At 72.0% G+C, this 25,102-nt stretch carries 26 protein-coding genes; 8 read left to right on the top strand and 18 right to left on the bottom strand.

The window, feature by feature from the left end; all coding sequences use genetic code 11:
- Nucleotides 1–143 precede the first annotated feature (143 nt).
- From CYQ11_RS29585 to CYQ11_RS16950, 3 genes are all read right to left on the bottom strand, one after another.
- A complete protein-coding gene (locus CYQ11_RS29585; RefSeq protein WP_099197755.1) occupies nucleotides 144–989 on the bottom strand; it encodes a hypothetical protein in 846 nt (281 codons plus the stop codon).
- Between the two features lie 138 nt (nucleotides 990–1,127).
- Nucleotides 1,128–1,670: a pyridoxamine 5'-phosphate oxidase gene (locus CYQ11_RS16955; RefSeq protein WP_099197756.1), complete on the bottom strand. Its 543-nt coding sequence runs from the start codon at nucleotides 1,668–1,670 to the stop codon at nucleotides 1,128–1,130.
- A 57-nt stretch (nucleotides 1,671–1,727) separates the two neighbouring features.
- Complete coding sequence (locus tag CYQ11_RS16950; RefSeq protein WP_146104693.1) at nucleotides 1,728–1,970, bottom strand: hypothetical protein; 243 nt, start codon at nucleotides 1,968–1,970, stop codon at nucleotides 1,728–1,730.
- A 156-nt stretch (nucleotides 1,971–2,126) separates the two neighbouring features.
- Between CYQ11_RS16950 and CYQ11_RS16945 the strand changes: the two genes are divergently transcribed.
- The 5 genes from CYQ11_RS16945 (at nucleotide 2,127) to cseC (ending at nucleotide 6,673) form a co-directional block, all read left to right on the top strand.
- On the top strand, nucleotides 2,127–3,155 hold the full coding sequence (locus tag CYQ11_RS16945) for an iron-sulfur binding domain-containing protein (protein WP_099197757.1): 1,029 nt from the start codon (nucleotides 2,127–2,129) through the stop codon (nucleotides 3,153–3,155).
- A gap of 287 nt (nucleotides 3,156–3,442) precedes the next feature.
- Complete coding sequence (locus CYQ11_RS16940) at nucleotides 3,443–3,991, top strand: SigE family RNA polymerase sigma factor (protein WP_099197532.1); 549 nt, start codon at nucleotides 3,443–3,445, stop codon at nucleotides 3,989–3,991.
- Nucleotides 3,979–4,635, top strand: coding sequence for a hypothetical protein (locus CYQ11_RS16935; RefSeq protein WP_099197531.1), 657 nt, complete (start codon nucleotides 3,979–3,981; stop codon nucleotides 4,633–4,635). The genes CYQ11_RS16940 and CYQ11_RS16935 overlap by 13 nt, the downstream gene beginning before the upstream one ends.
- A 7-nt stretch (nucleotides 4,636–4,642) precedes the next feature.
- Nucleotides 4,643–5,347 (top strand): two-component system response regulator CseB, encoded by a 705-nt coding sequence (gene cseB, locus CYQ11_RS16930; RefSeq protein ID WP_099197758.1) that lies wholly within the window; start codon nucleotides 4,643–4,645, stop codon nucleotides 5,345–5,347.
- 30 nt (nucleotides 5,348–5,377) lie between these two features.
- On the top strand, nucleotides 5,378–6,673 hold the full coding sequence (gene cseC / locus CYQ11_RS16925; protein ID WP_099197759.1) for a two-component system sensor histidine kinase CseC: 1,296 nt from the start codon (nucleotides 5,378–5,380) through the stop codon (nucleotides 6,671–6,673).
- Between the two features lie 42 nt (nucleotides 6,674–6,715).
- Here the strand turns inward: cseC and CYQ11_RS16920 are convergent, their stop codons facing one another.
- From CYQ11_RS16920 to CYQ11_RS16910, 3 genes are all read right to left on the bottom strand, one after another.
- Entirely contained in the window at nucleotides 6,716–7,177 is a 462-nt protein-coding gene (locus CYQ11_RS16920; RefSeq protein WP_099197760.1) for a VOC family protein, read from the bottom strand.
- A gap of 72 nt (nucleotides 7,178–7,249) precedes the next feature.
- Entirely contained in the window at nucleotides 7,250–7,708 is a 459-nt protein-coding gene (locus tag CYQ11_RS16915; RefSeq protein WP_099198870.1) for a helix-turn-helix transcriptional regulator, read from the bottom strand.
- Between the two features lie 53 nt (nucleotides 7,709–7,761).
- The gene (locus CYQ11_RS16910; RefSeq protein WP_099198869.1) at nucleotides 7,762–8,505 is read right to left on the bottom strand and encodes a M23 family metallopeptidase; all 744 of its coding nucleotides are present in this window, start codon (nucleotides 8,503–8,505) and stop codon (nucleotides 7,762–7,764) included.
- Between the two features lie 307 nt (nucleotides 8,506–8,812).
- Between CYQ11_RS16910 and CYQ11_RS16905 the strand changes: the two genes are divergently transcribed.
- The gene (locus tag CYQ11_RS16905) at nucleotides 8,813–9,166 is read left to right on the top strand and encodes a trypco2 family protein (protein WP_099198868.1); all 354 of its coding nucleotides are present in this window, start codon (nucleotides 8,813–8,815) and stop codon (nucleotides 9,164–9,166) included.
- 6 nt (nucleotides 9,167–9,172) lie between these two features.
- Complete coding sequence (locus CYQ11_RS16900) at nucleotides 9,173–12,496, top strand: NACHT domain-containing protein (RefSeq protein WP_099198867.1); 3,324 nt, start codon at nucleotides 9,173–9,175, stop codon at nucleotides 12,494–12,496.
- Nucleotides 12,497–12,538: 42 nt separating this feature from the next.
- On the opposite strand, the gene CYQ11_RS16895 is transcribed toward CYQ11_RS16900, so the two are convergent.
- Complete coding sequence (locus tag CYQ11_RS16895) at nucleotides 12,539–15,064, bottom strand: ATP-dependent Clp protease ATP-binding subunit (protein ID WP_099198866.1); 2,526 nt, start codon at nucleotides 15,062–15,064, stop codon at nucleotides 12,539–12,541.
- A 533-nt stretch (nucleotides 15,065–15,597) separates the two neighbouring features.
- Between CYQ11_RS16895 and CYQ11_RS16885 the strand changes: the two genes are divergently transcribed.
- Nucleotides 15,598–16,302 (top strand): SCO3374 family protein, encoded by a 705-nt coding sequence (locus CYQ11_RS16885; protein ID WP_099198864.1) that lies wholly within the window; start codon nucleotides 15,598–15,600, stop codon nucleotides 16,300–16,302.
- Here CYQ11_RS16885 and CYQ11_RS16880 read toward each other — a convergent pair.
- From CYQ11_RS16880 to CYQ11_RS16835, 11 genes are all read right to left on the bottom strand, one after another.
- Nucleotides 16,233–16,571: a histone-like nucleoid-structuring protein Lsr2 gene (locus tag CYQ11_RS16880; RefSeq protein WP_099198863.1), complete on the bottom strand. Its 339-nt coding sequence runs from the start codon at nucleotides 16,569–16,571 to the stop codon at nucleotides 16,233–16,235. The two genes, CYQ11_RS16885 and CYQ11_RS16880, sit on opposite strands and share 70 nt — an antisense overlap.
- Nucleotides 16,572–16,734: 163 nt before the next feature.
- The gene (locus tag CYQ11_RS16875) at nucleotides 16,735–17,253 is read right to left on the bottom strand and encodes an amino-acid N-acetyltransferase (protein WP_099198862.1); all 519 of its coding nucleotides are present in this window, start codon (nucleotides 17,251–17,253) and stop codon (nucleotides 16,735–16,737) included.
- A gap of 9 nt (nucleotides 17,254–17,262) precedes the next feature.
- The gene (locus CYQ11_RS16870; protein ID WP_099198861.1) at nucleotides 17,263–17,658 is read right to left on the bottom strand and encodes a BlaI/MecI/CopY family transcriptional regulator; all 396 of its coding nucleotides are present in this window, start codon (nucleotides 17,656–17,658) and stop codon (nucleotides 17,263–17,265) included.
- 147 nt (nucleotides 17,659–17,805) lie between these two features.
- A complete protein-coding gene (locus CYQ11_RS29580; protein WP_181143685.1) occupies nucleotides 17,806–17,979 on the bottom strand; it encodes a hypothetical protein in 174 nt (57 codons plus the stop codon).
- 65 nt (nucleotides 17,980–18,044) lie between these two features.
- Nucleotides 18,045–18,791 (bottom strand): hypothetical protein, encoded by a 747-nt coding sequence (locus CYQ11_RS16865; RefSeq protein ID WP_240003352.1) that lies wholly within the window; start codon nucleotides 18,789–18,791, stop codon nucleotides 18,045–18,047.
- Nucleotides 18,792–18,930: 139 nt separating this feature from the next.
- The gene (locus CYQ11_RS16860) at nucleotides 18,931–19,575 is read right to left on the bottom strand and encodes a DUF11 domain-containing protein (protein ID WP_181143684.1); all 645 of its coding nucleotides are present in this window, start codon (nucleotides 19,573–19,575) and stop codon (nucleotides 18,931–18,933) included.
- A gap of 140 nt (nucleotides 19,576–19,715) precedes the next feature.
- Nucleotides 19,716–20,513, bottom strand: a complete 798-nt coding sequence (locus CYQ11_RS16855; RefSeq protein ID WP_099198858.1) for a type III pantothenate kinase — start codon at nucleotides 20,511–20,513, stop codon at nucleotides 19,716–19,718.
- Nucleotides 20,513–21,538, bottom strand: a complete 1,026-nt coding sequence (nadC, locus tag CYQ11_RS16850; RefSeq protein WP_099198857.1) for a carboxylating nicotinate-nucleotide diphosphorylase — start codon at nucleotides 21,536–21,538, stop codon at nucleotides 20,513–20,515. Before nadC ends, CYQ11_RS16855 begins: the two co-directional genes overlap by 1 nt.
- Nucleotides 21,535–23,241 carry an L-aspartate oxidase gene (locus tag CYQ11_RS16845; RefSeq protein WP_104651000.1) on the bottom strand — a complete coding sequence of 569 codons (1,707 nt, stop codon included), beginning with the start codon at nucleotides 23,239–23,241 and terminating at the stop codon, nucleotides 21,535–21,537. Before CYQ11_RS16845 ends, nadC begins: the two co-directional genes overlap by 4 nt.
- Nucleotides 23,238–24,104 carry a pantoate--beta-alanine ligase gene (gene panC, locus CYQ11_RS16840; RefSeq protein WP_099199747.1) on the bottom strand — a complete coding sequence of 289 codons (867 nt, stop codon included), beginning with the start codon at nucleotides 24,102–24,104 and terminating at the stop codon, nucleotides 23,238–23,240. Before panC ends, CYQ11_RS16845 begins: the two co-directional genes overlap by 4 nt.
- The gene (locus CYQ11_RS16835) at nucleotides 24,101–25,021 is read right to left on the bottom strand and encodes a Rossmann-like and DUF2520 domain-containing protein (RefSeq protein ID WP_099199748.1); all 921 of its coding nucleotides are present in this window, start codon (nucleotides 25,019–25,021) and stop codon (nucleotides 24,101–24,103) included. Before CYQ11_RS16835 ends, panC begins: the two co-directional genes overlap by 4 nt.
- Nucleotides 25,022–25,102: the final 81 nt, after the last annotated feature.

Below are 25,102 nucleotides of genomic sequence, written 5' to 3'. Positions count from 1 at the left end.
CGTCACGTTTCCCCTCAACACATCATGCGCATACGTGTCCATACGGTCCATGTGTGCACATAAGGGTGAGGGCCCCGCTTCCGCGGGGCCCTCACCCTTGTCACGTACGCCGGCCCGGCCGGGCCCGGCGGCCCTGGTCCCGCTCAGGCCTTCTCGAGGGTGAACTCCACCCGTTCGGTCACGCCCGCGACCTTGATCTCGACGCGGTACGTTCCGGGGGCGGCGGCCGCGGCCGCGCCGGTCGGCGTCGCACAGCGCGGGGCGCTGCGCCTGCGGTCCCACTCCAGCGTGCGCTTGGTCTCGCCGGCGCCCGGCACCTCGAAGAGCACGGCGCCGTTGCCGCGCGGGCAGTCGTCGGACGCCCAGACGTGCTCCTCGCCCTTGCTGTCGGTGATCTTCAGCAGGGCGGCGGTCGCGCCGAAGTTCACCTTGCAGGCACCGCCTCCGGTGTTCTTCACGACGAGCTCGAACCTGGGCTTCTCGTCGGCCCGGTAGGAGTCCTTGACGCTGCGCAGGCTCAGCCGCACAGCTCCGGGCACACAGTCGGGCAGGGGCGAACCGGTCGCCACGGCCTTGCCCTCGCCGGCCACCTGGAGTCCGGGTCCCCCGCCGAAGCCGCCGGCGGCCGGACCGCCGGCTCCGCCCGCGCCACCGCCCCCACCGGCTCCGCCCGTACCGGCGGAACCGCCGCTTCCGCTGCCGCCGCCGTTGCGGTCGTCGGTGCCGCCACCGCCCGAATCGCCCCGCCCGCCCGGCCGTTGGCTGATGAGCGGGCCGGACGGCGTCGGACCAGGTGTGATCGTGGCGTCCGATGGGCCCTGGCCGTTCGAACCGTCGCTCTGGGCACCCTTGGAGCCGCCGTCACCCCCCATCGTGAGGAACCAGACGGCCAGCAGGACGAGGATGCCGAGCAGGCCAAGCGCAACTGCCCTCCGCCGCCAGTAAATGGAGGAGGGAAGCGGCCCGATCGGATTGCGCAGAGAACCCACGCGAAGACTCTACGAGAGATCGGCCGGGGCACCAGCCAGTACCCGCCGTAGGAGTGGCTACTTTTCCCATCATCCAACCGGAAGCCAGGCGAGACCGGGTCTGTTGACGGGCCGTCGGCGGGCGGTGCGGGCCGGCCGTCACGGATCCGTGCGCACCCACTCCGACTTGTGGCCGAACCCCTTGGCGTTGTCGATCAGCCGGATCCAGTCCGGGTGCAGCTCCCACAGTTCGGCCCGCTCCATCGCCTGTCGCAGGCGCTCGGTCCCTTCCACGTACGGGAAGCGCGCGCTGTAGGCCCGCCAGGCGGCCGCACGGTCCGCACCGCGCAGCAGGCGGCACACGCCCCGGCCCTGGAGGCCGGTCAGCGCGGTCCACTCCTGCCCGTCGCGCTGGGCGGTGAAGGCGACGCGCGTGTCCCCGGCCAGGAGGGCGCGGCCGTGCCGGGTGGCGGCGGAGGTCACGAAGACCAGGACGGGAGCGCGGACCGGCCCGGGGCGGCCGGACACGTCGTCAAGTGCGGCGGGTCCGGCCGCAGATGTACCGGAAGGCGCACCGGGGCCCTCGGCGACGGCGTAGAGCACGGCGCACGCCTGCGGGCCGCCCTCGTCCGCGTAGGCGAGGGTCACGGTCGTGTGCGCGTCGAGGGCCTCCCGGATCTCGGGCGGCAGGGTCTGCGTCATGCCGCCAGCGTAGGCGCGGCCGGCCCGCCGGCCGCAGGCGCCTTCCCGCCCCGGCCCTCAGCCGCGGTGGCAGATGAACTTGCGGGCGCCCCCGGACGCCGTCTCCACGATCGAGCTGGCACATCCCTCCGGGCAGACCGGCGGTGCCGCGGCGGCGTTGCGGCACCGCTCCGGGGGGTGCCGGCACGTGGAGCAGTACCAGCCCGCGGCGAGCCCCGGCACGGGCGTCACGTCCCACCACAGCGGGTTGGCGCACACACGGCAGCGGACGAAGGGCGGTACTTCGCGGCCGGTATCCATGCGGACCAGGGTCGCCGCGGCCGCCGGACGGCCGTGCCGGTTGGGCGGACCGTCACCCGAACGGGGCGGGCACCCGTGGCGGACGGGCGGGCGCGGCCCAGCCCGTGCCCGGTACGTTTCCCCGTTCCCCGCGGGCGTGCCAGGATCGATGACGCCATGACTGCGATGCCCCCGACACCCTCCGTCCCCTCCGCCCGCTCCTCGCGGCCCGCGGCCGCGATCAGCACCTCCCGGACGTCCGCGTCCCCGACGTCCGCCCCGCACACGTCCGTCCCCCGCACGTCCGGCCCGCCGGCGCCCACCCCGCAGACGTCCACGCTGCTGCACTCCCCGGTCATCGACTGGTTCGAGGTGCACGCCCGCGACCTGCCGTGGCGCCGCCCGGAGGCCGGGCCGTGGGGGGTGATGGTCAGCGAGTTCATGCTCCAGCAGACGCCCGTCAGCCGGGTGCTGCCGGTGTACGAGCAGTGGCTGTCCCGGTGGCCGCGCCCCGCCGACCTGGCAGCCGAACCGCCCGGCGAGGCGGTCCGCGCCTGGGGCCGGCTCGGCTATCCGCGGCGGGCGCTGCGGCTGCACGCGGCGGCCTCGGCGATAACGGAGCGGCACGGCGGCGAGGTGCCCGACGACCACGCCAAGCTGCTGGCGCTGCCGGGCGTCGGCGAGTACACGGCGGCGGCCGTGGCCTCGTTCGCGTACGGGCAGCGGCACGCGGTGCTCGACACCAACGTGCGCCGGGTCTTCGCCCGCGCGATGACCGGCATCCAGTACCCGCCGAACGCCACCACGGCCGCCGAGCGCAAGCTCGCCCGCGCGCTGCTGCCGCAGGAGGAGGCCGTGGCCGCCCGCTGGGCCGCGGCCACCATGGAGCTGGGGGCGCTGGTCTGCACGGCCCGTACGCCGTCGTGCGCGCGCTGTCCGATCGCGGCGCACTGCGCCTGGCTGGCGGCCGGCTCGCCGGCCCACGACGGGCCGCCGCGCCGGGGGCAGACGTACGCGGGTACGGACCGCCAGGTGCGCGGCAAGTTGCTGGCGGTGCTGCGGGAGGCGGTCGCGCCGGTGCCGCGGTCGGTGCTGGACGCGGTCTGGGACGAGCCGGTGCAGCGGGCGCGGGCCCTGGACGGGCTGGTGGCCGACGGTCTCGTGGAACCGCTCGCGGGTGGGATGTACCGACTGCCGCTCACCTAGGGTGAGCGATCGATTCCGGTCATCTTCGGGGCTGTTGGCGGCGGCTGGAACGGGCGTACGACGCGGCTCGCACGCGGGTCCGTAACGGCCGTCCGACGGCCCCGAAACGGACAGAGACCCCTCTTTCCCGATCTTTCCTCCGGGCTGTTACACAACCTATGGACAGCTGTGCACCAGCCGAAGGGCTGCTGCACACCACGTCGCAACAGCTCCTCCGTAGCGTCCTTTCCGTGCTGGACGACCACCAGCGTGGCGCGGGGAACGCAAGTGGAATGGAGGCTGCGAGTATGGCCAGCAGCGGCAAGGTTCTGGACTTCGAAGAGTACGTGCGCAACCGGCAGGACGCCCTCCTGCGCAGCGCCCGGCGACTGGTCCCGGACCCCATCGACGCTCAGGACCTGCTCCAGACCGCCCTCGTCCGCACGTACGGCCGGTGGGACGGCATAGCGGACAAGTCCCTGGCCGACGCCTACCTGCGACGTGTCATGATCAACACTCGTACGGAGTGGTGGCGCGCCCGCAAGCTCGACGAGGTGCCCACCGAGCAGCTCCCGGACGCGAGCGTCGAGGACGGCACCGAGCAGCACGCCGACCGTGCCCTCCTGATGGACATCCTCGGCGTTCTCGCGCCGAAGCAGCGCAGCGTCGTCGTGCTGCGACACTGGGAGCAGATGAGCACCGAGGAGACCGCGGAGGCGCTCGGCATGTCGACCGGCACGGTCAAGAGCACGCTGCACCGGGCCCTGGCCCGGCTGCGTCAGGAGCTGGAGAGCCGGAACCTGGACTTCCATGCCCTTGAGCGTCGTGAGCGGGGGCAGGAACGGTGCGCGGCCTGAACAAGGGGGCCCGGCTCGGAAAGCCGTCACTGATCACCGGTGGCGCGGTCACAGCGATGGCCGCGGCCGCCGGTCTTCTGCTTGCCGGCTGCGGCACGAGCAGCGACGGCGTGCGCAAGGAGGGGCCCGCCCAGACCCAGTCCGCGGCGAAGGCCGCGTCCCGGGCGCCCTCCGCGGCGGCCAGCCCGGCGCAGAAGATCGACGCCGTCAAGCTGATCAAGTCCGACCCCAAGGTCAGCGACCAGGTCAAGAAGAACCTCAAGCCCTGTGTGAAGGACGAGTACCCCGTCGACGTCATCTACGGCGAGCTGACCGGCGAGGACCGGCCCGACGTCGTGGTGAACGTGCTGACGTGCGCGGACTCCTTCGGAATCGGCTCATATGTGTACCGTGCCAAGGGCGACGCGTACGAGAATGTGTTCGTTGCCGAGCAGTCGCCGGTCTACGCCGACATCGACCGGCGGGATCTGACGATCACCAAGCAGGTCTACGGACCCGGTGACGCGGTCTGCTGCCCCTCGGGGCAGGATGTCCTGACCTACCACTGGTCGGACAGCGCGTTCCAGGAGACCGGACGCACGCACACCGACTACAGCAAGGTCGGCAACACGGGAAAGGTCCCGAGCGAAGGAACGGAGGGCTGAGAGCGGCGTGGCCGATACGCATGTGCTCTTCGTCGAGGACGACGACGTCATCCGGGAGGCGACCCAGCTCGCCCTGGAGCGGGACGGCTTCATGGTGACGGCGGTGCCGGACGGGCTGCTGGGGCTGGAGAGCTTCCGCGCCCGGCGTCCCGACATCGCCCTGCTCGACGTGATGGTCCCGGGCCTGGACGGGGTCAGCCTGTGCCGCCGGATCCGCGACGAGTCCACCGTCCCCGTCATCATGCTGTCGGCACGGGCAGACTCCATCGACGTCGTGCTCGGCCTGGAGGCCGGCGCCGACGACTACGTGACCAAGCCCTTCGACGGCGCCGTGCTCGTGGCCCGCATCCGGGCCGTGCTGCGCCGCTTCGGCCACGCCAGCGGGGCGAACGGCGCCGCGGACGGGACGCCCGAGACCATCGAGGGCGGCACGCTGCGCTTCGGCGACCTGGAGGTCGACACCGAGGGCATGGAGGTCCGCAAGGCCGGCACCCCCGTCGCCCTCACCCCCACCGAGATGCGACTGCTGCTGGAGTTCTCGGCGGCGCCCGGCACGGTGCTCTCACGCGACCGGCTGCTGGAGCGGGTCTGGGACTACGGCTGGGGCGGCGACACGCGCGTCGTGGACGTCCACGTGCAGCGCCTGCGCGGCAAGATCGGCCAGGATCGGATCGAGACCGTCCGTGGCTTCGGCTACAAGCTCAGAGGCTGAGGTCATGTCCCCACGTCCCGCGGGCCCCTCGTGGTGAAGCTCGCGCTCCGCAGTGGTCTGCGCTGGAAGGTCAGCCTGGCCATCGCGGGCGTCGGCGCGCTCGTGGCCGTCGCGCTCAGCCTCGTCGTCCACAACGCCGCACGGGTCTCCATGCTCAACAGCAGCCGGGACCAGATGGACGACCGGGTGCAGATCGCCCAGCGCTACTACGAGTCCACGGGCGGCAAGCTGATGCTCCGCGCCAAGGTGGACGACCCCAACCTGCCCAAGCCGCTGCGCGAGGCCGCGGACGTGGGCCTGCGCGCCACCTACCTCCAGGACGACGGCAACGCCGCGCCCGAGGTGTGGGCGTCCACGCCGCTGCGCAACGGCAAGGTGCTGTCCATCCACAGCCGGTTCAAGGACCGCTACAGCATCCTCAAGGACCTCGACCGCGCCCTGATCATCGGCTCGGTCTCCGTCGTCCTCGGCGGCTGCGCCCTCGGCATCCTCGTCGGCGGCCAGCTCTCCCGGCGGCTGCGCAAGGCGGCCACGGCCGCCCGCAAGCTCGCCGACGGCGACCCCGACGTCCGGGTGCGCGACGCCATCGGCGGCCGGGTGCGCGACGAGACGGACGACCTCGCCCGGGCCGTGGACGGCATGGCCGAGGCCCTGCGGGACCGCCTGGAGGCCGAGCGGCGCGTCACCGCCGACATCGCGCACGAGCTGCGCACCCCCGTCACCGGCCTGCTCACGGCGGCCGAGCTGCTGCCCCCGGGCCGCCCCACCGAGCTGGTGCGCGACCGGGCGCAGGCCATGCGCACGCTCGTCGAGGACGTGCTGGAGGTCGCCCGCCTCGACGGCTTCGCCGAGCGGGCGGAGATGCAGGACATCGAGCTCGGCGAGTTCGTGCGGCGCCGGGTGCGCTCGGTCTCGCCCGAAGCCCACGTGAAGACCGTCCGCGACGCCTATGTGTCCACCGATCCGCGCCGCCTGGAACGGATCCTGGGCAACCTGCTGGCCAACGCCGCCAAACACGGCAAGGGCCCGGTGGAGGTCACCGTCGAGGGCCGGGTGCTGCGGGTGCGCGACCACGGCCCGGGCTTCCCGGAGGAACTGCTCCGGGAGGGCCCGAGCCGCTTCCGTACGGGCAGCGAGGACCGCGCCGGCAAGGGCCACGGCCTGGGCCTGACCATCGCCGCGGGCCAGGCCAGGGTGCTCGGCGCCCGGCTGACCTTCCGCAACGCGGACCCCGAGGTGGAGGGCGGCAGCGGGGCGATCGCCGTGCTGTGGCTGCCGGAGTCGTCGCCGACGAGCACGGGCAGCTTCCCGATCATCAGCGTGTAGCGGGCGGGGCGGCGTGCGCGCCCCGTCGCAAGGGGCCGACGGTCACATGGGGTCGACGCACTCGCCCCAGTCCTTGCTCAGGTCGATCTGCTCGCTGCGCTGGGTGAGCGAGAACCAGTTGCCCGAGTCGTCACGGAGGATCGCCTCCGTTCCGTACGGACGCTCCTGGGGCTCCATGAGGAACTCGACGCCCTTGGCCTTGAGCAGCTCGTAGTCGCGGTGGATGTCGTCGGTGGCGAGCACGGCGACACCCAGGACGCCCTTGGAGACCAGCGTCCGCATGGCCTCGGCGGACTCGGGGTCCAGGCCGGGCGGACCGGGGACCATCAGTGTCATCTCGACGTCGGGCTGGTCCTTCGCGCCGACGGTGAGCCAGCGCATGCCCTTGTCGCCGCCCATGGTCATGTCGGTGCGGACCTCAAGGCCGAGCTTCTCGGTGTAGAAATCCCTGGCCCGGTCCTGGTCGAGGACCCAGACGGTGGTGATGGCGATGCCCTTGATCATGATGCGCGCTCCGGGGTTGCGTGGTGTCGCCTCGGTGTTCCGGCGTCACAACCACCGTAGACACGGCCGGAGTCAGTCGGCTTCTCCAGAATTGCGGTCCTGGTCGCGGCCCTGATCGCGATCCCGGTCCCGGCCCTGACCGCCGTCCCGCCTGAGCGGGAACCCGCCGTTCCAGAGCATGGCGTAGCACCCGGGGATGTGCCCCGCGCCCCGCGGGGCGTGCCGGGCCCGATACTCGGTGGGGGTCAGCCCCGTCTGCCTCTTGAATCTCGTGGAGAACGTGCCGAGGCTGCTGAAGCCGACGAGGGCGCAGATCTCGGTGACGGAGAGGTTGGCGGTGCGCAGCAGCTCCTGCGCGCGCTCGATGCGGCGCCGGCTCAGGTACTGGCCGGGAGTCTGCCCGTACGCGTCCTTGAAGGCCCGGACGAAGTGGAACCGCGAGTACCCGGCATGCGCGGAGACCGCGTCCAGGTCGAGAGGCTCGGCCCAGTCGCGGTCCATGGCGTCTTTGGCGAGGCGCAGGCGGCGCATGAGCGCCAGCCGGTGCGCCGCCGGGTCATCGGTCATCGTCGGTGATGAGGCCCTCAGAGCTGGCCGCCGTGGGCGCCCATGAAGGCGACCGGGTCGACGGCGGTGCCGTAGTTCGGAGTCGTACGGATCTCGAAGTGCAGGTGGGGACCGGAGGAGTTGCCGGTGGAGCCCGACAGACCGATCTCCTGGCCGGTACCGACCTGCTGGCCGACCGACACCTTCACCTTCGAGAGGTGAGCGTACTGCGAGTACGTGTTGTCCGAGTGCTTGATCACGATGGCGTTGCCGTACGCGGGACCGTCGCCGCCACCGTTGGGGCCGGCCTTGACGACCGTACCGGCGTGCGTGGCCTTTACGGCCGTACCGGTGTTCACGACCAGGTCCTGGCCGCTGTGCTTGTGGGCCCACATGGAGCCGGCCTTGCCGAAGGGCTGGCCGATCGAGTAGCCCTCGACGGGGTGGACCCAGGCGTCGGCGCGCTTGCGCGCGGCCTCGGCCTGCTTGCGGGCCTCCTCGGCGCGCTTGGCGGCGTCCCGCTTAGCCTGCTCGGCGGCCTGCTTCGCCTTCTCGGCGCCCTTGAGCTGGGTGTCGGCCTGCGCGTTGAGCGCGTCGCCGAGCGCCGCGACGGACGCGTAGGCGGGGAGCTTGCTCAGCGCGGCCGAGGGGGTGTCGGCAGCGAGCGCGACCCCGGACCCGAGCGCGACCGTCGCCCCCAGACCGGCGGCCACGACGGCGGCCACGGCAGCGGGGCGGAAAAGGGTCTTGTTCGAATATCGGGTGGCGGTGCGCTTCGACATAAAGAAAAACCTCCAGGCATGAATCGGTCCCGGCTGCGGACCGGGATCGCCCTACCTTGGTAACCAGCGCTTCCGGGGGTTGCCAAGAGGGGCTTTTACTACGGCACGCCGTAGGGAGGGGAAAAGGAGTTGCGAAAAGACCGCGGGAAATGGGGAGCGGGAATTCACTAAAGTGCGTAGTACCCGGCCGGACCCTGTGCGCCATGTCACGGCGAAGGCCCTCCGATCGCCCGTTTCCAGCCCGTGCGGGGGCGGCCGGCGCTACGCTCCCCGTCAACGAGGCGACACACAGAGTGGGGGTACCGGGGTGGGCGACGGCGGGTCGGGCAAGGGCCTCGACGACATCGAGCTGGCGGACGCGGTCCGGGCGGTCCGCGAGGGCCTGACGGGCGCGGCGGCGGACGGGGCGGGAAGCGACCTGGTCTTCGACGTCGGCGAGATAGCGATGGAGTTCTCGGTGGAGATCCGCCGGGACGTGAAGGGCCGGGGCGGGGTGAAGGCCTGGGTCGTCGACGCGGGCGCGGAGGGCTCCCGGGGCTCCACGAACGTCCACAAGGTGGCGTTCACCCTGACGCCGAGGGACCGGCGCACGGGGGACGGCTGGAAAGTGGGCAACGACCGGCCGGCGGGGCTGTCGGGGTTCGGCTCCGCCGGGGAGTGAGGGCGGGTGCGGGTGCGGTCGGCGCAGGACCGGCTCGTCTCCGTACACGGCAGCAAGCAGGGCAGCGGGGTACTGCTCACCGAGCGCCTGATCCTCACGAGTGCGCACGTCGTCGAGGTTGGGCACCCGACGTGGGTCGGAGTCCCCGGCGATCTTGCGCCAACGGTCTGCGACGTCTTGTGGCGGGGGAATCTCGACGGCTGTGACGCCGCTTTGCTGGGCACCCAACGACCTGTCGTCGACGTTGCCGACGCCTCGGGGCTGCGCCTGGGCGTCGTCACCACGCGCGAGCCGGTGCGGGGATGCCAGGTGCTGGGCTTTCCCTGGGTACAGCGCTACGAGGGCGACGAACTGGAGGCCGTGCAGATCACCGGCACCCTCACCCCCTTCTCCGGACGCGTACGCCGGCGGTACGTGCTCCAGAGCGACCACCATCCACCGGCCCCCATGCCGGGCGGCTCGCCCTGGTCGGGCCTGTCCGGCGGTCCGCTCTTCGCCGGGCCGCTGCTCGTCGGGATCGTCTGCGAGGACCAGGCCGGGTGGCAGCACTCGGCACTGGCGGCGATACCGCTCGCCTCGCTGTTCGCAGACAGGGGCTTCACGGCCGTGCTGAGGAGCCAGTGGCCGCAGGCCCCGCCCCTGGAGGAACTCCACACCCCTCATCCGGAGGACCTCGCCTACGAGGCGCGATATGCGAGGGCGCTCAAAGCCGCCTACAGCCGCATGGAGGTCTTCGGCCTCGACGACCTGGGCGCCAACGACAACAGCTGGGACCTGGACACCGCCTACCTGAGCCTTGAAGCGATGGCCCCGGTTGCCGGGGACACCGACGGCCGACCGCGCCCGGAGCCCCGGCGCATCGAGGACCTCCTCGGCCCACGCCCCCGCACCGTGCTGCGCGGCGAGGCTGGGGCGGGCAAGACGACCCTGGTGTGGTGGCTGGCGTCGCACGCCGCGCACCGGACCCTGCCGGAAGAGTTGTCCACGCTCAACGGGCTGGTTCCCTTCGTGATCCCCATGCGCAGCCTTGCCGCCCGGGGCCTCACCGCCCCCACCCCGGCCCAGCTGCCCGTCATCGCGCCGCTCCAGGTGGACACCTCGCCTGACGGCTGGGCAGGGCGCGTCCTGGAAGCGGGCCGGGCCCTGCTGCTCGTCGACGGTCTGGACGAGCTTCCCCAGGCCGAGCGCGCCCCCGCCCGCAGATGGCTCACCGGCCTGCTGCGGATGTACCCGGACACCCGCTGCCTGGTCACCGTGCGCCCGCTTGCGGTCGAGGACGCCTGGCTGGAGTCCGAGGGCTTCGAGGAACTCCAGCTCCTGCCCATGAGCGACGACGACATCCAGGCGTTCGTCGCCGCCTGGCACAGGGCCGCGCGCCTGGAGTGCGACAGCTTCGGGGGCACGCCACGAGCGGACCAGGAGCGTGCGCGGCTCGCCACCCTCGAACGGGACCTCTCCCAGGAGTTCCAGCTCAACAGCACCCTGCGCGACCTGGCCCGCACGCCACTGCTGTGTGCGGTGATCTGCGCCCTGCACCGCCGTCGCAGCGGCCTGCTGCCCAGCACCCGCTGGCACCTGTACGAAGCCGCACTGTCGATGCTGCTCGGCAACCGTGACGCCTACCGCCGCGTCGGCACACCCGAGGGCATCGCCCTGACGATCGACGACAGCCGCCAGCTGCTGCAGCGCATCGCGGTCTGGCTGGTGCGGAACGGCCGCGCCGAACTCTCCCAGAAGCAGGCCACCCGGCAGCTGAAGACCGGAATGGCGGGCCTGCGCAAGGTCCGGGATCAGGGAACGCCGGACCAGGTACTGACGCACCTGCTCAATCGCAGCGGATTACTCCAGGAACGAGCCGCCGATTCGATCCAGTTCATCCACCGCACTTTCCAGGACTATCTCGCAGCCAAGGAGTTCCAGGAAAGCGACAGCCTGGACGAATTGCTGGGTCACACGGTGGACGAACAGTGGCAGGACGTCATCCTGCTGGCGATCGGCCACTGCGGGCGAAAGGAAGTCCGGCGGGTCATCGCGAGGCTGATCACGGCCGGCGACACCGCGCCCGAGCGGGCGGAGCAATGGCACCTGCGGGCTCTGGCAGCGGCCTGCGCGACCGCCGCACCGTATCTGGACGACGACCAGTACGAGACGGTGTGGGGCGGGGTGAAGGCGCTCGGGCCGCCCGCCAGCGCAGGAAAGGTGGAGCTCCTGGCCTCACTCGGGCCGGACGTACTGCCGGTCCTTCCCCGCCCCGACGACCTGTCCTCGGTCGAGGTCGCACTGATGGTGGTGTCCGTACTCCGCTCACTGGGCACGTGGGCCATACCCCTGTTGCAGCTCTACAGGCTTCACGAGAGCCGGAAAGTACGGGAGGGGGTAGCAGCGGCCTGGCACGCCATGGACCGGCGGAGATACGTGGAGGAGGTGTTGGTCGGGATGCGGCTGGATGACGTCGCGGTCCACGTGAACACCGCTGAGGAACTTGCCCTCGCCCCACGCCTGGGCGACACCGGCCGCCTCGTCCTGCATGGGGAACACACCGACGCGCAGGCCCTCGGCCGTGCCTTGCGCGACCGCACCGTGGACGCCTTGGAGCTATGGCAGAACCACGCACTGGAGAACGTGGACTTTCTTCGCGGCCATGCCACGCTCAGGTCGCTGTCGCTCATGTACTGCTCACGGGTACGCGATCTCAGTGGCCTGAGGGGATCGGCACTTCGCACACTGAGGCTCACGGAGACGCGCCTGTCGTATGCCGCTCTGGCCGGGCTCCCGGATGTCCCAGACCTCACCACCTTGTGGTTTGACGGCCTGCCGCCGGACAGCGCCGGAAGGATTCCCCCGCCGCACCCGCGCGTCACGGAACTGCAAGTGCGCCACTGGCGTGACCCGGTGAGACTGAACGACATCGACTCCTGGGCGAGCCTTGAGACGCTTCATGTACACGGCACGCTGGCCTCTCCCGCCGAGCTCCGCGCACTGGCCGGCCTGCCGCACCTGCACACACTGAGCCTCTCACCAAACACTGTGGAGGACCTTGACGACGTCGAGCCGCTGCGAGGAGTACACACTCTGGGTCTGACGCTTCTGGAGGGCGTGCTGGACGCGAGACTCTTCCGCACCTTCCCGGCTCTGCGGAGACTCAGCCTCAGAGAGAGCTCCGGAACCACGGTGCTGGACCTGTCCGCCGTCCCCCGGCTGCCAGCCCCTTTGACGGTGTCCGCCAGACTGCGGTCCCACCTCAAGGTGATCGGTGCCAAGCATCTGAAGGACCAGCTGACGCTGGATTTCAGCCGCCGCCCACCAAAGGAAACGGCCCCGGAACCGTGATCCCACGGTCCCGGGGCCGCCCCGGAAAGGCGCTGCGCGCCCTTACGCGTCCTTGGACAGGTTGGGCCCGGCCCCACCCGCCGCCGACTCCACCGGCGGGGTGTCGGGCAGCGCCGACTTCTCCTCGCCGCGGAAGGTGAACTTCTTCTCCTCGCCTTCGCCCTCCGTGCCGACGACCACGATGTGGCCCGGCCGGAGCTCGCCGAAGAGGATCTTCTCGGACAGGATGTCCTCGATCTCGCGCTGGATCGTGCGGCGCAGCGGGCGGGCGCCCAGGATCGGGTCGTAGCCCTTCTTCGCCAGCAGCGACTTCGCGTCCGCGCTGAGCTCGATGCCCATGTCGCGGTCCTTCAGTCGCTCGTCCACCTTCGCGATCATCAGGTCGACGATCTGGATGATGTCTTCCTGCGACAGCTGGTGGAAGACCACCGTGTCGTCGACACGGTTGAGGAACTCCGGCCGGAAGTGCTGCTTCAGCTCTTCGTTGACCTTCGCCTTCATCCGCTCGTACCCGGTCTTGACGTCGCCCTGGGCGGCGAAGCCCAGGTTGAAGCCCTTGGAGATGTCCCGGGTGCCGAGGTTGGTCGTCATGATGATGACGGTGTTCTTGAAGTCGACGACCCGGCCCTGGGAGTCGGTCAGCCGACCGTCCTCCAGGATCTGGAGCAGCGAGTTGAAGATGTCCGGGTGGGCCTTCTCGACCTCGTCGAAGAGGACGACGGAGAACGGCTTGCGGCGCACCTTCTCGGTGAGCTGGCCGCCCTCCTCGTAGCCCACGTATCCGGGCGGGGAGCCGAAGAGCCGCGAGACGGTGTGCTTCTCGCTGAACTCCGACATGTCGAGGGAGATGAGCGCGTCCTCGTCGCCGAAGAGGAACTCGGCGAGCGTCTTGGACAGCTCGGTCTTACCGACGCCGGACGGGCCGGCGAAGATGAACGATCCGCCCGGGCGCTTCGGGTCCTTGAGGCCCGCACGCGTGCGCCGGATGGCCTGGGAGAGCGCCTTGATGGCGTCCTTCTGGCCGATGACGCGCTTGTGCAGCTCGTCCTCCATGCGCAGCAGGCGGGAGGACTCCTCCTCCGTCAGCTTGAAGACCGGGATGCCGGTGGCGGTCGCGAGGACCTCGGCGATCAGGTCGCCGTCGACCTCGGCGACGACGTCCATGTCGCCGGCCTTCCACTCCTTCTCCCGCTTGGCCTTCGCGGCGAGGAGCTGCTTCTCCTTGTCGCGGAGGGAGGCCGCCTTCTCGAAGTCCTGCGAGTCGATCGCGGACTCCTTCTCCCGGCGCACGTCGGCGATCTTCTCGTCGAACTCGCGGAGGTCCGGCGGAGCGGTCATCCGGCGGATGCGCATCCGGGAGCCGGCCTCGTCGATCAGGTCGATCGCCTTGTCCGGCAGGAAGCGGTCGGAGATGTAGCGGTCGGCGAGCGTGGCGGCCTGGACCAGCGCCTCGTCCGTGATGGAGACGCGGTGGTGGGCCTCGTAGCGGTCGCGCAGACCCTTGAGGATCTCGATCGTGTGCGGCAGCGACGGCTCGGCGACCTGGATGGGCTGGAAGCGGCGCTCGAGGGCGGCGTCCTTCTCCAGGTGCTTGCGGTACTCGTCGAGCGTGGTGGCGCCGATGGTCTGCAGCTCGCCCCGCGCCAGCATCGGCTTGAGGATCGAGGCCGCGTCGATGGCGCCTTCCGCGGCACCCGCACCGACCAGCGTGTGCAGCTCGTCGATGAACAGGATGATGTCGCCGCGGGTGCGGATCTCCTTGAGGACCTTCTTCAGGCGCTCCTCGAAGTCACCGCGGTAGCGGGAGCCGGCGACCAGGGCGCCGAGGTCGAGGGTGTAGAGGTGCTTGTCCTTGAGGGTCTCGGGCACCTCGCCCTTGACGATGGCCTGGGCCAGGCCCTCGACGACGGCGGTCTTGCCGACGCCGGGCTCGCCGATGAGGACCGGGTTGTTCTTCGTACGGCGGGACAGCACCTGCATGACCCGCTCGATCTCCTTCTCGCGCCCGATGACCGGGTCGAGCTTGGACTCGCGGGCTGCCTGCGTCAGGTTGCGGCCGAACTGGTCCAGGACGAGCGAGGTCGAGGGGGTGCCCTCGGCCGGGCCGCCGGCGGTGGCGGCCTCCTTGCCCTGGTAGCCGGACAGCAGCTGGATGACCTGCTGCCGCACCCGGTTGAGGTCGGCGCCCAGCTTCACGAGGACCTGGGCGGCGACGCCCTCGCCCTCGCGGATCAGGCCGAGCAGGATGTGCTCGGTGCCGATGTAGTTGTGGCCGAGCTGGAGGGCCTCGCGGAGCGACAGCTCCAGGACCTTCTTGGCACGGGGAGTAAAGGGGATGTGACCGGACGGGGCCTGCTGGCCCTGGCCGATGATCTCCTCCACCTGCTGGCGGACCGCCTCGAGCGAAATCCCGAGGCTCTCCAGGGCCTTAGCGGCGACACCCTCACCCTCGTGGATCAGGCCCAGGAGGATGTGCTCGGTGCCGATGTAGTTGTGGTTGAGCATCCGGGCTTCTTCCTGAGCCAGGACGACAACCCGCCGCGCACGGTCGGTGAACCTCTCGAACATCGTTAATCGCTCCTCAGAGCGGTCAGGCAGTTAGGGGTCGGTCCCCTCCCTGTCCTTCCGCATGCTAGTCCCGCTGGGCGGGACAGCTCATTCCAACTGCCGACACCCGTCCGGATCACCCCCGCGTTGGCGGGGAAACCTGCTGCCGAACAGCCGACATCTCCTCCAACCCGATGGTGGGAGACGATGTTCCCGCAGGCCAGGCATATACGCCCACCGCCACTACGCCGACGGCGAACGCCCGCCTGCCCCGACACGCCGGCCCGCACGTTTCCGCCACCCCCGGTGACGGGCTCCGGGCGGCGTCATACCGCCTCTTCCCATGGGGAATGTCTTACCCGCAGGCACTGACACTCCATGCGGCGCGGGTGCGTTCCCTCCGCTACGGGCGAACACCCTCGCGCTTGCCGGAGGCCCTGTGCGCCCCTCCCGTCCTATACGCAGCGTGCCCAACTCTCCACAGTGCGTAACCTCTTGGGTTTTCCGCAGTTGCACCGTTCATGACGGTAGTCCTCCGGCGCCCATGCCACCCCTTGGCCGAGTCGCCCCCGCCGAGGCCTCCGCGTCCCCGGCGGCGCTGGCGCCAGTGGTACGAGTGCGTCCTCGGCTGGCCGACCGCGCCGGCCACGGCCGTGCGGCCGATGGGCCTGCTCACCGGAGTCCGCTTCGACGCCCTGGGCGTGCCCGAGGAGGCCGGCTTCGCCGTGCTCGGGCGGGTGCCGGCGACGGGCCCGGTCGCCCTGGACCGGCGGGCCGGGCGGATGTGGTTCCTGACGGCCCAGGGCAGCGCGGACGAGCTGCCGGAGCTGCTCGGCTGGCTGGACTGGGGCGGCGTCGCCCTGGGGCTCACGGCGCTGGGCACGGGCGGCCGCATCGTCGCGCCGGCGCCCTGGGAGGGCCGCTCGGCCGCCGGCCGGCGCCAGGAGGCCCTGGAGGGCCCTGGGGCCGTGGAGGCCGTGTGGGTGCGACCTCCCGAGCCGGGGTGCGAGGTGGAACGGACACTGCCGGAGACCGGCCTCGGGGGCGACGTCGGCGCCCCCGATCTCGTACGGCTCGTGAGCACGGCGGCCACGGAGTGCCACCGCTCCCGACTGCTGCGCGCTGGGAGGGCGCGCAGGGACCAGCCGCCGGAGAATCGGCCGGGAGGGCCGGGTGATCAGGCCCAGGATCAGGCGTTGGCCTTCTCGTACGCCTCGCGGATCTCCGCCGGGACGCGGCCGCGGTCGTTGACGTTGTAGCCGTTCTCCTTGGCCCAGGCGCGGATCTTCGCGGTGTCCTGGGTGCCACCGGCCGACGCGACGCGGGTCTTGCCGCGGCCACCCGCCGCGCGACCACCGGTGCGGCGGGCCGCCTTCACGTAGTCCGCCAGGGCCTGACGCAGCTTGTCCGCGTTGTCAGTGGTGAGGTCGATCTCGTACGACTTGCCGTCCAGAGCGAACGTCACCGTCTCGTCGGCCTCGCCGCCGTCGATGTCGTCGACAAGAAGGACCTGAACCTTCTGCGCCACGGGGGATTCCTTTCGTCAGCGGAAAAGGGATTACGGAGGAATAGCAAACCGCCTTTCCCGGAAAAACACAAACCCCCCCGGAAGGTTCAGCCCGGGTTCAGGATGGGAACGATGGGTTCCGGGCCAGCACGATAGGGGCGCGATTCGGACATAGGGACCGCTGTCACAGATGCAGAAGCATCCGGCTGTTGCCAAGGGTGTTCGGCTTCACCCGTTCGAGACCCAGGAACTCGGCAACACCCTCGTCATAGGAACGCAGCAGCTCGCTGTAGACATCACCGTCCACCGGCGTCTCGCCGATCTCGACGAAGCCGTGCTTCGCGAAGAAGTCGACTTCGAAGGTGAGGCAGAAAATGCGGCGCACCCCCAGCCAGCGGGCCGTGCCCAGCAGCTTGTCCAGTACCCGGTGGCCGACCCCGGCGCCCTTGACCTCGGGGTCGACGGCGAGAGTGCGCACCTCGGCGAGGTCTTCCCACATCACGTGCAGGGCGCCGCACCCGATGACCGTACCGTCCTCGTCCCGCTCCGCGACCCAGAACTCCTGGATGTCCTCGTAAAGCGTCACGGTGGCTTTGTCGAGGAGGATGCGGTCGCGCGCGTAGGTGTTGATGAGCCGGCGGACGGCCGGCACATCGGAGGTGCGAGCCCTGCGGACGGTGACGGCATTAGATAGAGCGGGCATGTCCGGACGCTATCGCCCCGGGGCCCCCGGGGGCTCGCCGGGGCCATCCAGTTGCGCGACCCGGATCGCGTCGCGAAGGGCTTCGCGTTGTTCGGCCGACATCATGCCGAAGAAGGCGACGAGAGCGGCCGCGGGGTTGTCGCTGAGGGACCAGGCTTCGTTCATCAGTGCGGCCGAGTAGGCGGCCCGGTTGGAGACGGCTTCATATCGATAGGCGCGCCCTTCCGCTTCCCGTCGCAGCCAGCCCTTCTGATACAGGTTGTCCATTACGGTCATCACGGTCGTGTAGGCGATGGACCGTTCCTGCTGAAGGTCCTCCAGCACTTCCCGAACAGTGACCGGCCGGTTCCACTCCCACACGCGCGTCATGACGGCGTCTTCCAGTTCACCCAGGCGTCGAACCACACGCGAATAATACGGGGAGATGTCTCGAATGCCGGTTTATCGGGGCGGCGGGGGGCCGCAATCCTGGCAGCAAAAAGGGCGTACGAGCCGAGAAATCGGGTCTCGGTCCGTACGCCCCGGAGGGACGCGTGCCCGCGAGGGAGGGCTTTACGCTTCCTTGACGGTCTGCCGGGCGGCCTCCGCGCGGGCCAGTGCGGCGTCGACGAGCGCGTCTTCCTTGGCCTTGTTCGCACCGCCCTGACTCTTGACGATCGTCACGATCAGCGCGATGAAAGCCACCGCCATCACCACGGGCGGGACCAGCGCGGCGACATAGTCCATGGCCGTCGGCTCCTTCTGGATCGGAGGGGTTGCCCTTGTCGAGCGGACTCGTCCAGATTACGCGGTCAGGTCCGGCGGGAGGCCGTGAGGGCGGTCGTCGGCGGGGCCGGCTTGCGGCGGGGCGGAAAGACCTCGCCGGGCGTCGGAATGGGCCGGTCCGGCCGGGGGGACTTCGGCGTGGACGAGGGCTTGGGCTGGGGAGCCGCCGGGGGCGGCCCCGGCGCGGGCTTGGTCGGCGGCCCCGGCCGGTCCCCCGGCCTGCCGGCCGCTTCGAGCCCGGCCCCGGCCAGGTGGTGCCCCCGGTCCGCGTCCGCCGCCTGTCGCGGGCGCCCGAGCTCCGGCCGGGCCTCGGGGACGGCGCCGGCGGCGCGGACCGCCAGACGGGCCCGTACGGCCGTCTCGGCGAGCCGCTCGCAGTGCCGCAGCAGCTCGCGGCGCCGGAGCGCCTCGGCGTCGCCCGACGGTGCCGTGCAGAGCGAGCGCAGGGCGGCGAGGTCCTCCGGGCCGGGCCGGTAGCCCTCCGCCAGGGCGTCCCGGAGCCGTTCCACGTAGCCGGGGGCGGCGCCGGGCAGGGCTGACCGGTAGCGGGAGAGGTCGGCGAGGAGGAAGGCGCGCAGGCGGCCGCTTTCGCGATCGGCCTCGGCGAGGGCCTCGGCGAGCCGGAGGCAGTCCCTCACCTCCGCCTGGCGTTCGGGGCCGCAGCCGGCGGGGACGGAGTGGGGGCTGAGAGCGATGTCGAGGGCACGGCGCAACACGCGCAGCTCGTCCGCGCTGAACGCCATGCCGCCGCGGGATCCATAGGGCGTGGGCATGGAGCGACTTTAAGTGCTAAGCCGACAAAATTCGCATATCGCACTATTTCGGGCGTGGCATCGTCGGCATGGCATCGTCGCGCCGGCCGCGCGACGAGGCCCCCGCGGCGGGGCGGAGTACGGCCCTCAACCCGCGCGCTCAGTCCTCGCGGCGGCGGGCCACGCCCAGCACGATGGCGCCGGCGGAGAGCGCCGTCCCCGACGTGGTGGCGATCAGGAGCGTCGCCGAGGCGCCCGCCTCGGCCACCGGCCCCAGACGGGAGGAGGGGCCGGAAGCGGAGGGGCCGGAATCCGTCACGTCCACCAGGATCGGCGCCGCGTCGTTGTCCGGATCGGGGTCCGGGGAGGCGGTCGCCTCGCGGTCGACGATCCGCACCCAGCCCTCCGCGCCCTCCACCTTGCTGTCGATGCGGACGTGGAAGCGGAGCGTCTCGCTCTCCCCCGCCGCGACCTGCGGGCCGATCGCGCACAGGTACGTCCCGGCACCCTGCGCGTTCGCCGCGCAGCGCTCGGGGCCACCCGGCCCGGAGTCCGCGACGGAGGTGATCCTGGTGCCGGGCGGGGCGGTGACCTCGTACGCCCGGCCGGCGTCGGCCGCCCCACCGCCGCCGTTGCGCACGCCCAGCTCGACCTCGACGGTCTGCCCGACCCGGCCCGCGACGGCGTGCGCCACGGCCTGGTAGTCGGCCCTCGGCACCTGGCCGGCCTGGACCCGGGCGGCGGACAGGCCCAGGCCCGCCGCCACGACGGCGGCCGTGATCACCCCGCGCAGTGTTCGCTTCACGCCTGTTCGCCCCAGCCCGTCGCCCGCTCGCTCATGCTCTGACAGCAGTCATGACAGCATCGACAGCCGGTTGGTTGCCTGGGAAGCCCGCTTTCCGCACCGGACATGACACTGTTTCAGACGCCGGGAGGCGGCCGGGATCAGCCCCGGGCCACGTTCCGCTCGTACACCAGGCGCAGACCGACGAGCGTCAGCCACGGCTCGTGCTCGTCGATGACCGACGCCTCGCCCAGCACCAGCGGCGCCAGGCCGCCGGTGGCGATGACCGTGACGTCGTCCGGGTCGTCGGCCAGCTCGCGCGCCATGCGGTTGACCACGCCGTCCACCTGGCCGGCGAAGCCGTAGAGGATGCCGGACTGCATGGCCTCGACGGTGTTCTTGCCGATGACGCTGCGCGGCCGGGCGATCTCGATCTTCCGCAGCTGGGCGCCGCGCACTCCCAGCGCCTCGGTCGAGATCTCGATACCGGGGGCGATGACGCCGCCGACGTACTCGCCGCGCGCGCTGACCGCGTCGAACGTGGTCGCCGTGCCGAAGTCGACGACCACGCACGGCCCGCCGTACAGCTCGACGGCCGCGACCGCGTTGATGATGCGGTCCGCGCCGACCTCCTTGGGGTTGTCCATGAGGATCGGCACGCCGGTCTTCACTCCCGGCTCGACCAGGATGGCGGGGACGTCGCCGTAGTAGCGGCGGGTCACCTCGCGCATCTCGTGCAGCACGGAGGGCACGGTCGAGCAGATGCAGATGCCCTCGATGCCGTCGCCCAGTTCGTCACCCAGCAGCGGGTGCCGGCCCATCAGGCCCTGGAGCAGCACGGCCAGTTCGTCGGCGGTGCGGCGCGGGTCGGTGGAGATGCGCCAGTGCTCGACGATGTCCTCACCGTCGAAGAGGCCGAGGACGGTCTGGGTGTTGCCGACATCGATGGTGAGCAGCATCAGATGCCCTCTTCCCGCAGGTCCAGCCCGATGTCCAGGATCGGGGAGGAGTGGGTGAGGGCGCCGACGGCCAGGTAGTCGACGCCCGTCGCGGCGTACTCCCGGGCGTTTGCCAGGGTGAGCCGGCCCGAGGACTCCAGCCTCGCGCGGCCCGCGACGAGCTCGACGGCCTCACGGGTCTGCCCGGGGGTGAAGTTGTCGAGCATGACGAGGTCGGCGCCCGCGTCGAGGACCGGCGGGATCTGGTCGATCCGGTCGACCTCGACCTCGATCGGCACGTCCGGGAACTCCCGCCGCACCGCGGTGAACGCCTCGGCGATCCCGCCGGCGGCGATGACGTGGTTGTCCTTCACCAGCGCGGCGTCGGACAGGGACATGCGGTGGTTGACGCCGCCGCCACAGCGCACCGCGTACTTCTCCAGGGCGCGCAGTCCGACGGTGGTCTTGCGGGTGTCGCGGACCGCCGCCCCCGTGCCCTCCAGCGCGTCGGCCCAGGCCCGGGTCGCGGTGGCGATGCCGGACAGGTGGCACAGGATGTTGAGCATGCTGCGCTCGGCCGTGAGCAGGTCGCGGGTGAGGGTGCGGACGGTCAGCAGCGGCTGGCCGGCCTCGACGCGGTCGCCGTCCTCGACGTGCCGCTCGACCTCGAACTCGTCGGTGCAGACCACCGAGAGGATGGCCTCGGCGACGCGCAGCCCGGCGATCGTGCCGGCCTCGCGGGCGGTGAAGTCGCCGGTGGAGACGGCGTCCTCGGCGACGGTCGCGAAGGTGGTGATGTCCTTGCCGCCGTCGAGGTCCTCCTCGATGGCCAGGTGGGCCAGGTCCTCGATCTGCAGCGGGTCCAGGCCGGCCGCCACCAGCAGGCGCGTGAGCTCGGGGTCGAGCCCGCACTCCAGCAGGTCCGCGTCGTACTCCCCGCCGGCGCAGCCGCAGGCGTCACCGCAGCCGCCGGCCGCCGTCTGCGCCTCGGTCTCCTGGCCGGACCGGCCGATCTGGTGCAGGGGACGGTCGTCGTTGGTGCTCACGCGGTTCTCCTTGGGGGCGGTGGGAGAGGGGGATCCCCCGCTGCCGGGCGGGCGAGGGGGACGGGCGGGAAGGCCGCCGAGTCGGTGGCGGCGACCGCAAGGGTACGGTCCGCGCCCAGGGTCACGACGAGGTGGCGGCGCCACCGCTCGTCGTCGCGGCCGGGGTGGTCCTCGCGCCAGTGGCAGCCGCGGGTCTCCTCGCGGCGCAGGGCCGCGGCGACGAGGACCTGCGAGACGAGGAGGAGGTTGGTGGTCTCCCACGCCTCCGTCCCGGGCTCGACGGTCTTGTCCCCGGCCTCTTCGCGGATGCGGGCCAGCTCCGCCGCGGTGCGCTCCAGGCTCTGCCGGGAGCGGAGTACTCCGGCGCCCTGGGTCATGGCGCGCTGGATCACCAGGCGCGCCTCGGGGGCGATCAGGCGGGCGGCCGGCTCCTCCGGCGTGACGGCGTCCCCCGGCCGGGGGCCCGGGGCGATGTCCGCCGCGATGCGCTCGGCGAAGACCAGGCCCTCGAGGAGGGAGTTGGACGCCAGACGGTTCGCGCCGTGCACCCCCGTGCACGCGACCTCGCCGCAGGCGTACAACCCCGGCACCGTGGTCCGGCCGTGCAGGTCGGTGCGGACCCCGCCGGAGGCGTAGTGGGCGGCCGGGGCGACCGGGATCGGCTCGGTGACCGGGTCGATGCCGTGCGTCCGGCAGGCGGCCAGGATCGTGGGGAAGCGCTTCGCCCACATGTCCGCGCCGAAGTGCCGGGCGTCGAGGTACATGTGCTCGGCGCCCTGCTCCCGCATGCGCCGCATGATGCCCTTGGCCACGATGTCGCGCGGCGCCAGCTCGGCCAGCTCGTGCGCGCCGACCATGAAGCGGTGGCCGCCGGCGTCCACGAGGTGGGCGCCCTCGCCGCGCACCGCCTCCGACACCAGGGGCTGCTGCCCCTCGGCGTCGGGCCCGAGCCACAGCACCGTGGGGTGGAACTGGACGAACTCCAGGTCGGAGACCTCGGCGCCGGCCCGCAGGGCGAGGGCGACGCCGTCGCCGGTGGAGACGGCCGGGTTGGTGGTCGCGGAGAACACCTGGCCCATGCCGCCGGTGGCCAGCACCACCGCGCCGGCGTGGACCGCGCCCACGCCGTCGTGCTGTCCCTCGCCCATGACGTGCAGGGAGACGCCGGCCGCCCGGCCCTCGGCGTCCTTGAGCAGGTCCAGGACCAGGGCGTGCTCGATGGTGCGGATGCCCGCGTCCCGTACGGCCTCGACGAGGGCCCGGGAGATCTCGGCACCGGTGGCGTCGCCGCCGGCGTGGGCGATGCGGTTGCGGTGGTGACCGCCCTCGCGGGTCAGCAGGATCTCGCCGGCGGCGTCGGTGTCGAAGCGGGCCCCGGTGGCGATGAGGCGGCGCACCGCGTCGGGGCCCTCGGTGACCAGTGTCCGTACGGCCTCGTCGGAGCACAGGCCGGCGCCCGCGACGAGCGTGTCGTCGAGGTGCTGCTCGGGGGTGTCCCCGTCGCCGAGGGCGGCCGCGATGCCGCCCTGGGCCCAGCGCGTGGACCCGGCGTCGAGGCGCGCCTTGGTGACGACGGCGACCCGGGCACCGGCGGCGGCGCAGCGCAGGGCGACGGTCAGGCCCGCGACCCCGGAACCGATGACGACGACGTCGGCGTCGACGGACCAGCCGGGGCGGGGGGCGGGGAGCCGTATGCCGGTCATCGTGCGGCTCCCACGGTGAGGGGAAGGTTGTCGATCAAACGGGTGGCGCCCACCTTGGCCGCGACGGCGAGGACGGCCTCGCCGGTGTAGTCGTCGGGGACCTCGGTGAAGTCGGCGGGGTCGACGAGCGCCACGTAGTCGAGGCGCAGCGGCGGCTCCATGCCCGCCGCGTCGTCGAGGACCGCGCGGGCGGAGCGGCGGACGGGCGCCGCGCCCTTCTCGGCGGCGTCCGCGGCGGTCAGCAGGGCGCGGGAGATCTCCAGCGCCGTGGCCCGGTCGGCGTCCGACAGGTAGCGGTTGCGGCTCGACAGGGCGAGGTTGTCGCCCTCGCGGACCGTGGGGACGCCGACGATCTCGACGGGGAAGTTGAGGTCGCGCACCATGCGCCGGATCAGGGCGAGCTGCTGGGCGTCCTTCTGCCCGAAGAGGGCGAGGTCCGGCAGCGTGAGGTGCAGCAGCTTGGCGACGACGGTGAGCATGCCGTCGAAGTGGCCGGGGCGGGAGGCGCCCTCCAGCCGCTCGCCCATCGGGCCCGCGGTGACGCGGACCTGGGGCTCGCCGCCGGGGTAGACCTCCTCGACGGAGGGGGCGAAGACGACGTCGGCGCCGGCCCGCTCGGCGATCAGCAGATCGGCTTCGAGGGTGCGCGGGTAGCGGTCGAGGTCCTCGCCGGGGCCGAACTGGAGCGGGTTGACGAAGACGGTGACGACGACCTGGCCGTCCTCCCCCGCCAGCCGGCGCGCCTCGCGGACGAGCGTGGCGTGCCCCTCGTGCAGGGCGCCCATGGTCATCACGACGGCGCGGCGGCCGCCGCGCGGGAGGGCGTGCAGCTCCGCGGCCTCGCGGCTGAGCTGGATGGTCACTGGTTGCCTCCGTCCGCGAGGACACCGAGCAGGTCCTCCGCCAGTTCCGGCTTGAGCAGGCCGTGCGCGAGGGCGCGGTCCGCGGTCGTACGGGCCATGGCCAGGTAGCCGGCGACGGCCTGGGGGGCGTGGCTGCGCAGCTCCGTGATGTGCGCGGCGACGGTGCCGGCGTCGCCGCGGGCCACCGGGCCGGTCAGGGCGGCGTCGCCGCTGCGCAGGGCGTTGTCGAGGGCGGCGCCGAGGAGGGGGCCGAGCATGCGGGCGGGGTTCTCGACACCGGCCGTGCGCAGCACCTCCATGGCCTGGGCCACCAGCGTGACGAGGTGGTTGGCGCCGAGGGCGAGGGCCGCGTGGTAGAGCGGGCGGGCGGCCTCCTCGATCCACTCGGGCTCGCCGCCCATCTCGATGACCAGGGCCTCCGCCGCCAGCCGCAGTTCCTGCGGGGCGGTGACGCCGAAGGAGCAGCCGGCCAGCCGCTGGACGTCGACGGGGGTGCCGGTGAAGGTCATGGCGGGGTGCAGGGCCAGCGGCAGACCGCCGGCGCGGGTGGCCGGGTCGAGGACGGCGGTGCCGTGCCGGCCGGACGTGTGCACCAGCAGCTGGCCGGGGCGCACGGCACCGGTCCGGGCGAGCCCCGCGACCAGGTCGGGCAGGGCGTCGTCGGGCACGGTCAGCAGGACGAGCTCGGCGCGGGCGAGCACCTCCGCAGGCGTCGTGACGGGCACGCCGGGCAGCAGCGCCGCGGCGCGACGCCGGGAGGCGTCGGAGACGCCGGACACGGCGACCGGGCGGTGCCCGGCGAGCTGCAGCGACGCGGCCAGTGCCGGCCCGACGCGGCCGGCGCCGACCACGCCGACGGTGAGCCTGGCGGGTCGGTCCTGCGGGCTGACGGGCTCGGAGGAAAGATGTGCGTTCACGCGGCGGGATGCCTTCCGTTCCAGTCCGCGGGGGTACCGGACGATTCCCTTGTCATGCTACGCGAGACGCTTCCGGCGACT

Origin of the sequence: Streptomyces cinnamoneus, assembly GCF_002939475.1 — a bacterium.
GTDB lineage: Bacteria > Actinomycetota > Actinomycetes > Streptomycetales > Streptomycetaceae > Streptomyces > Streptomyces cinnamoneus_A.
This window is presented reverse-complemented; position numbering and strand designations above follow the sequence as displayed.

Bases quoted from the DNA above. Each gene is read 5' to 3' on its own strand.
- CYQ11_RS16955 (WP_099197756.1), bottom strand. From the start codon at position 1,670: ATGACGCAGACCCTGCCGCCCGAGATCCGGGAGGCCCTCGACGCGCAC.
- CYQ11_RS16950 (WP_146104693.1), bottom strand. From the start codon at position 1,970: ATGGATACCGGCCGCGAAGTACCGCCCTTCGTCCGCTGCCGTGTGTGC.
- CYQ11_RS16945 (WP_099197757.1), top strand. From the start codon at position 2,127: ATGACTGCGATGCCCCCGACACCCTCCGTCCCCTCCGCCCGCTCCTCG.
- CYQ11_RS16940 (WP_099197532.1), top strand. From the start codon at position 3,443: ATGGCCAGCAGCGGCAAGGTTCTGGACTTCGAAGAGTACGTGCGCAAC.
- CYQ11_RS16920 (WP_099197760.1), bottom strand. From the start codon at position 7,177: ATGATCAAGGGCATCGCCATCACCACCGTCTGGGTCCTCGACCAGGAC.
- CYQ11_RS16915 (WP_099198870.1), bottom strand. From the start codon at position 7,708: ATGCGCCGCCTGCGCCTCGCCAAAGACGCCATGGACCGCGACTGGGCC.
- CYQ11_RS16910 (WP_099198869.1), bottom strand. From the start codon at position 8,505: ATGTCGAAGCGCACCGCCACCCGATATTCGAACAAGACCCTTTTCCGC.
- CYQ11_RS16895 (WP_099198866.1), bottom strand. From the start codon at position 15,064: ATGTTCGAGAGGTTCACCGACCGTGCGCGGCGGGTTGTCGTCCTGGCT.
- CYQ11_RS16875 (WP_099198862.1), bottom strand. From the start codon at position 17,253: ATGCCCGCTCTATCTAATGCCGTCACCGTCCGCAGGGCTCGCACCTCC.
- CYQ11_RS29580 (WP_181143685.1), bottom strand. From the start codon at position 17,979: ATGGACTATGTCGCCGCGCTGGTCCCGCCCGTGGTGATGGCGGTGGCT.
- CYQ11_RS16865 (WP_240003352.1), bottom strand. From the start codon at position 18,791: ATGCCCACGCCCTATGGATCCCGCGGCGGCATGGCGTTCAGCGCGGAC.
- CYQ11_RS16855 (WP_099198858.1), bottom strand. From the start codon at position 20,513: ATGCTGCTCACCATCGATGTCGGCAACACCCAGACCGTCCTCGGCCTC.
- CYQ11_RS16845 (WP_104651000.1), bottom strand. From the start codon at position 23,241: ATGACCGGCATACGGCTCCCCGCCCCCCGCCCCGGCTGGTCCGTCGAC.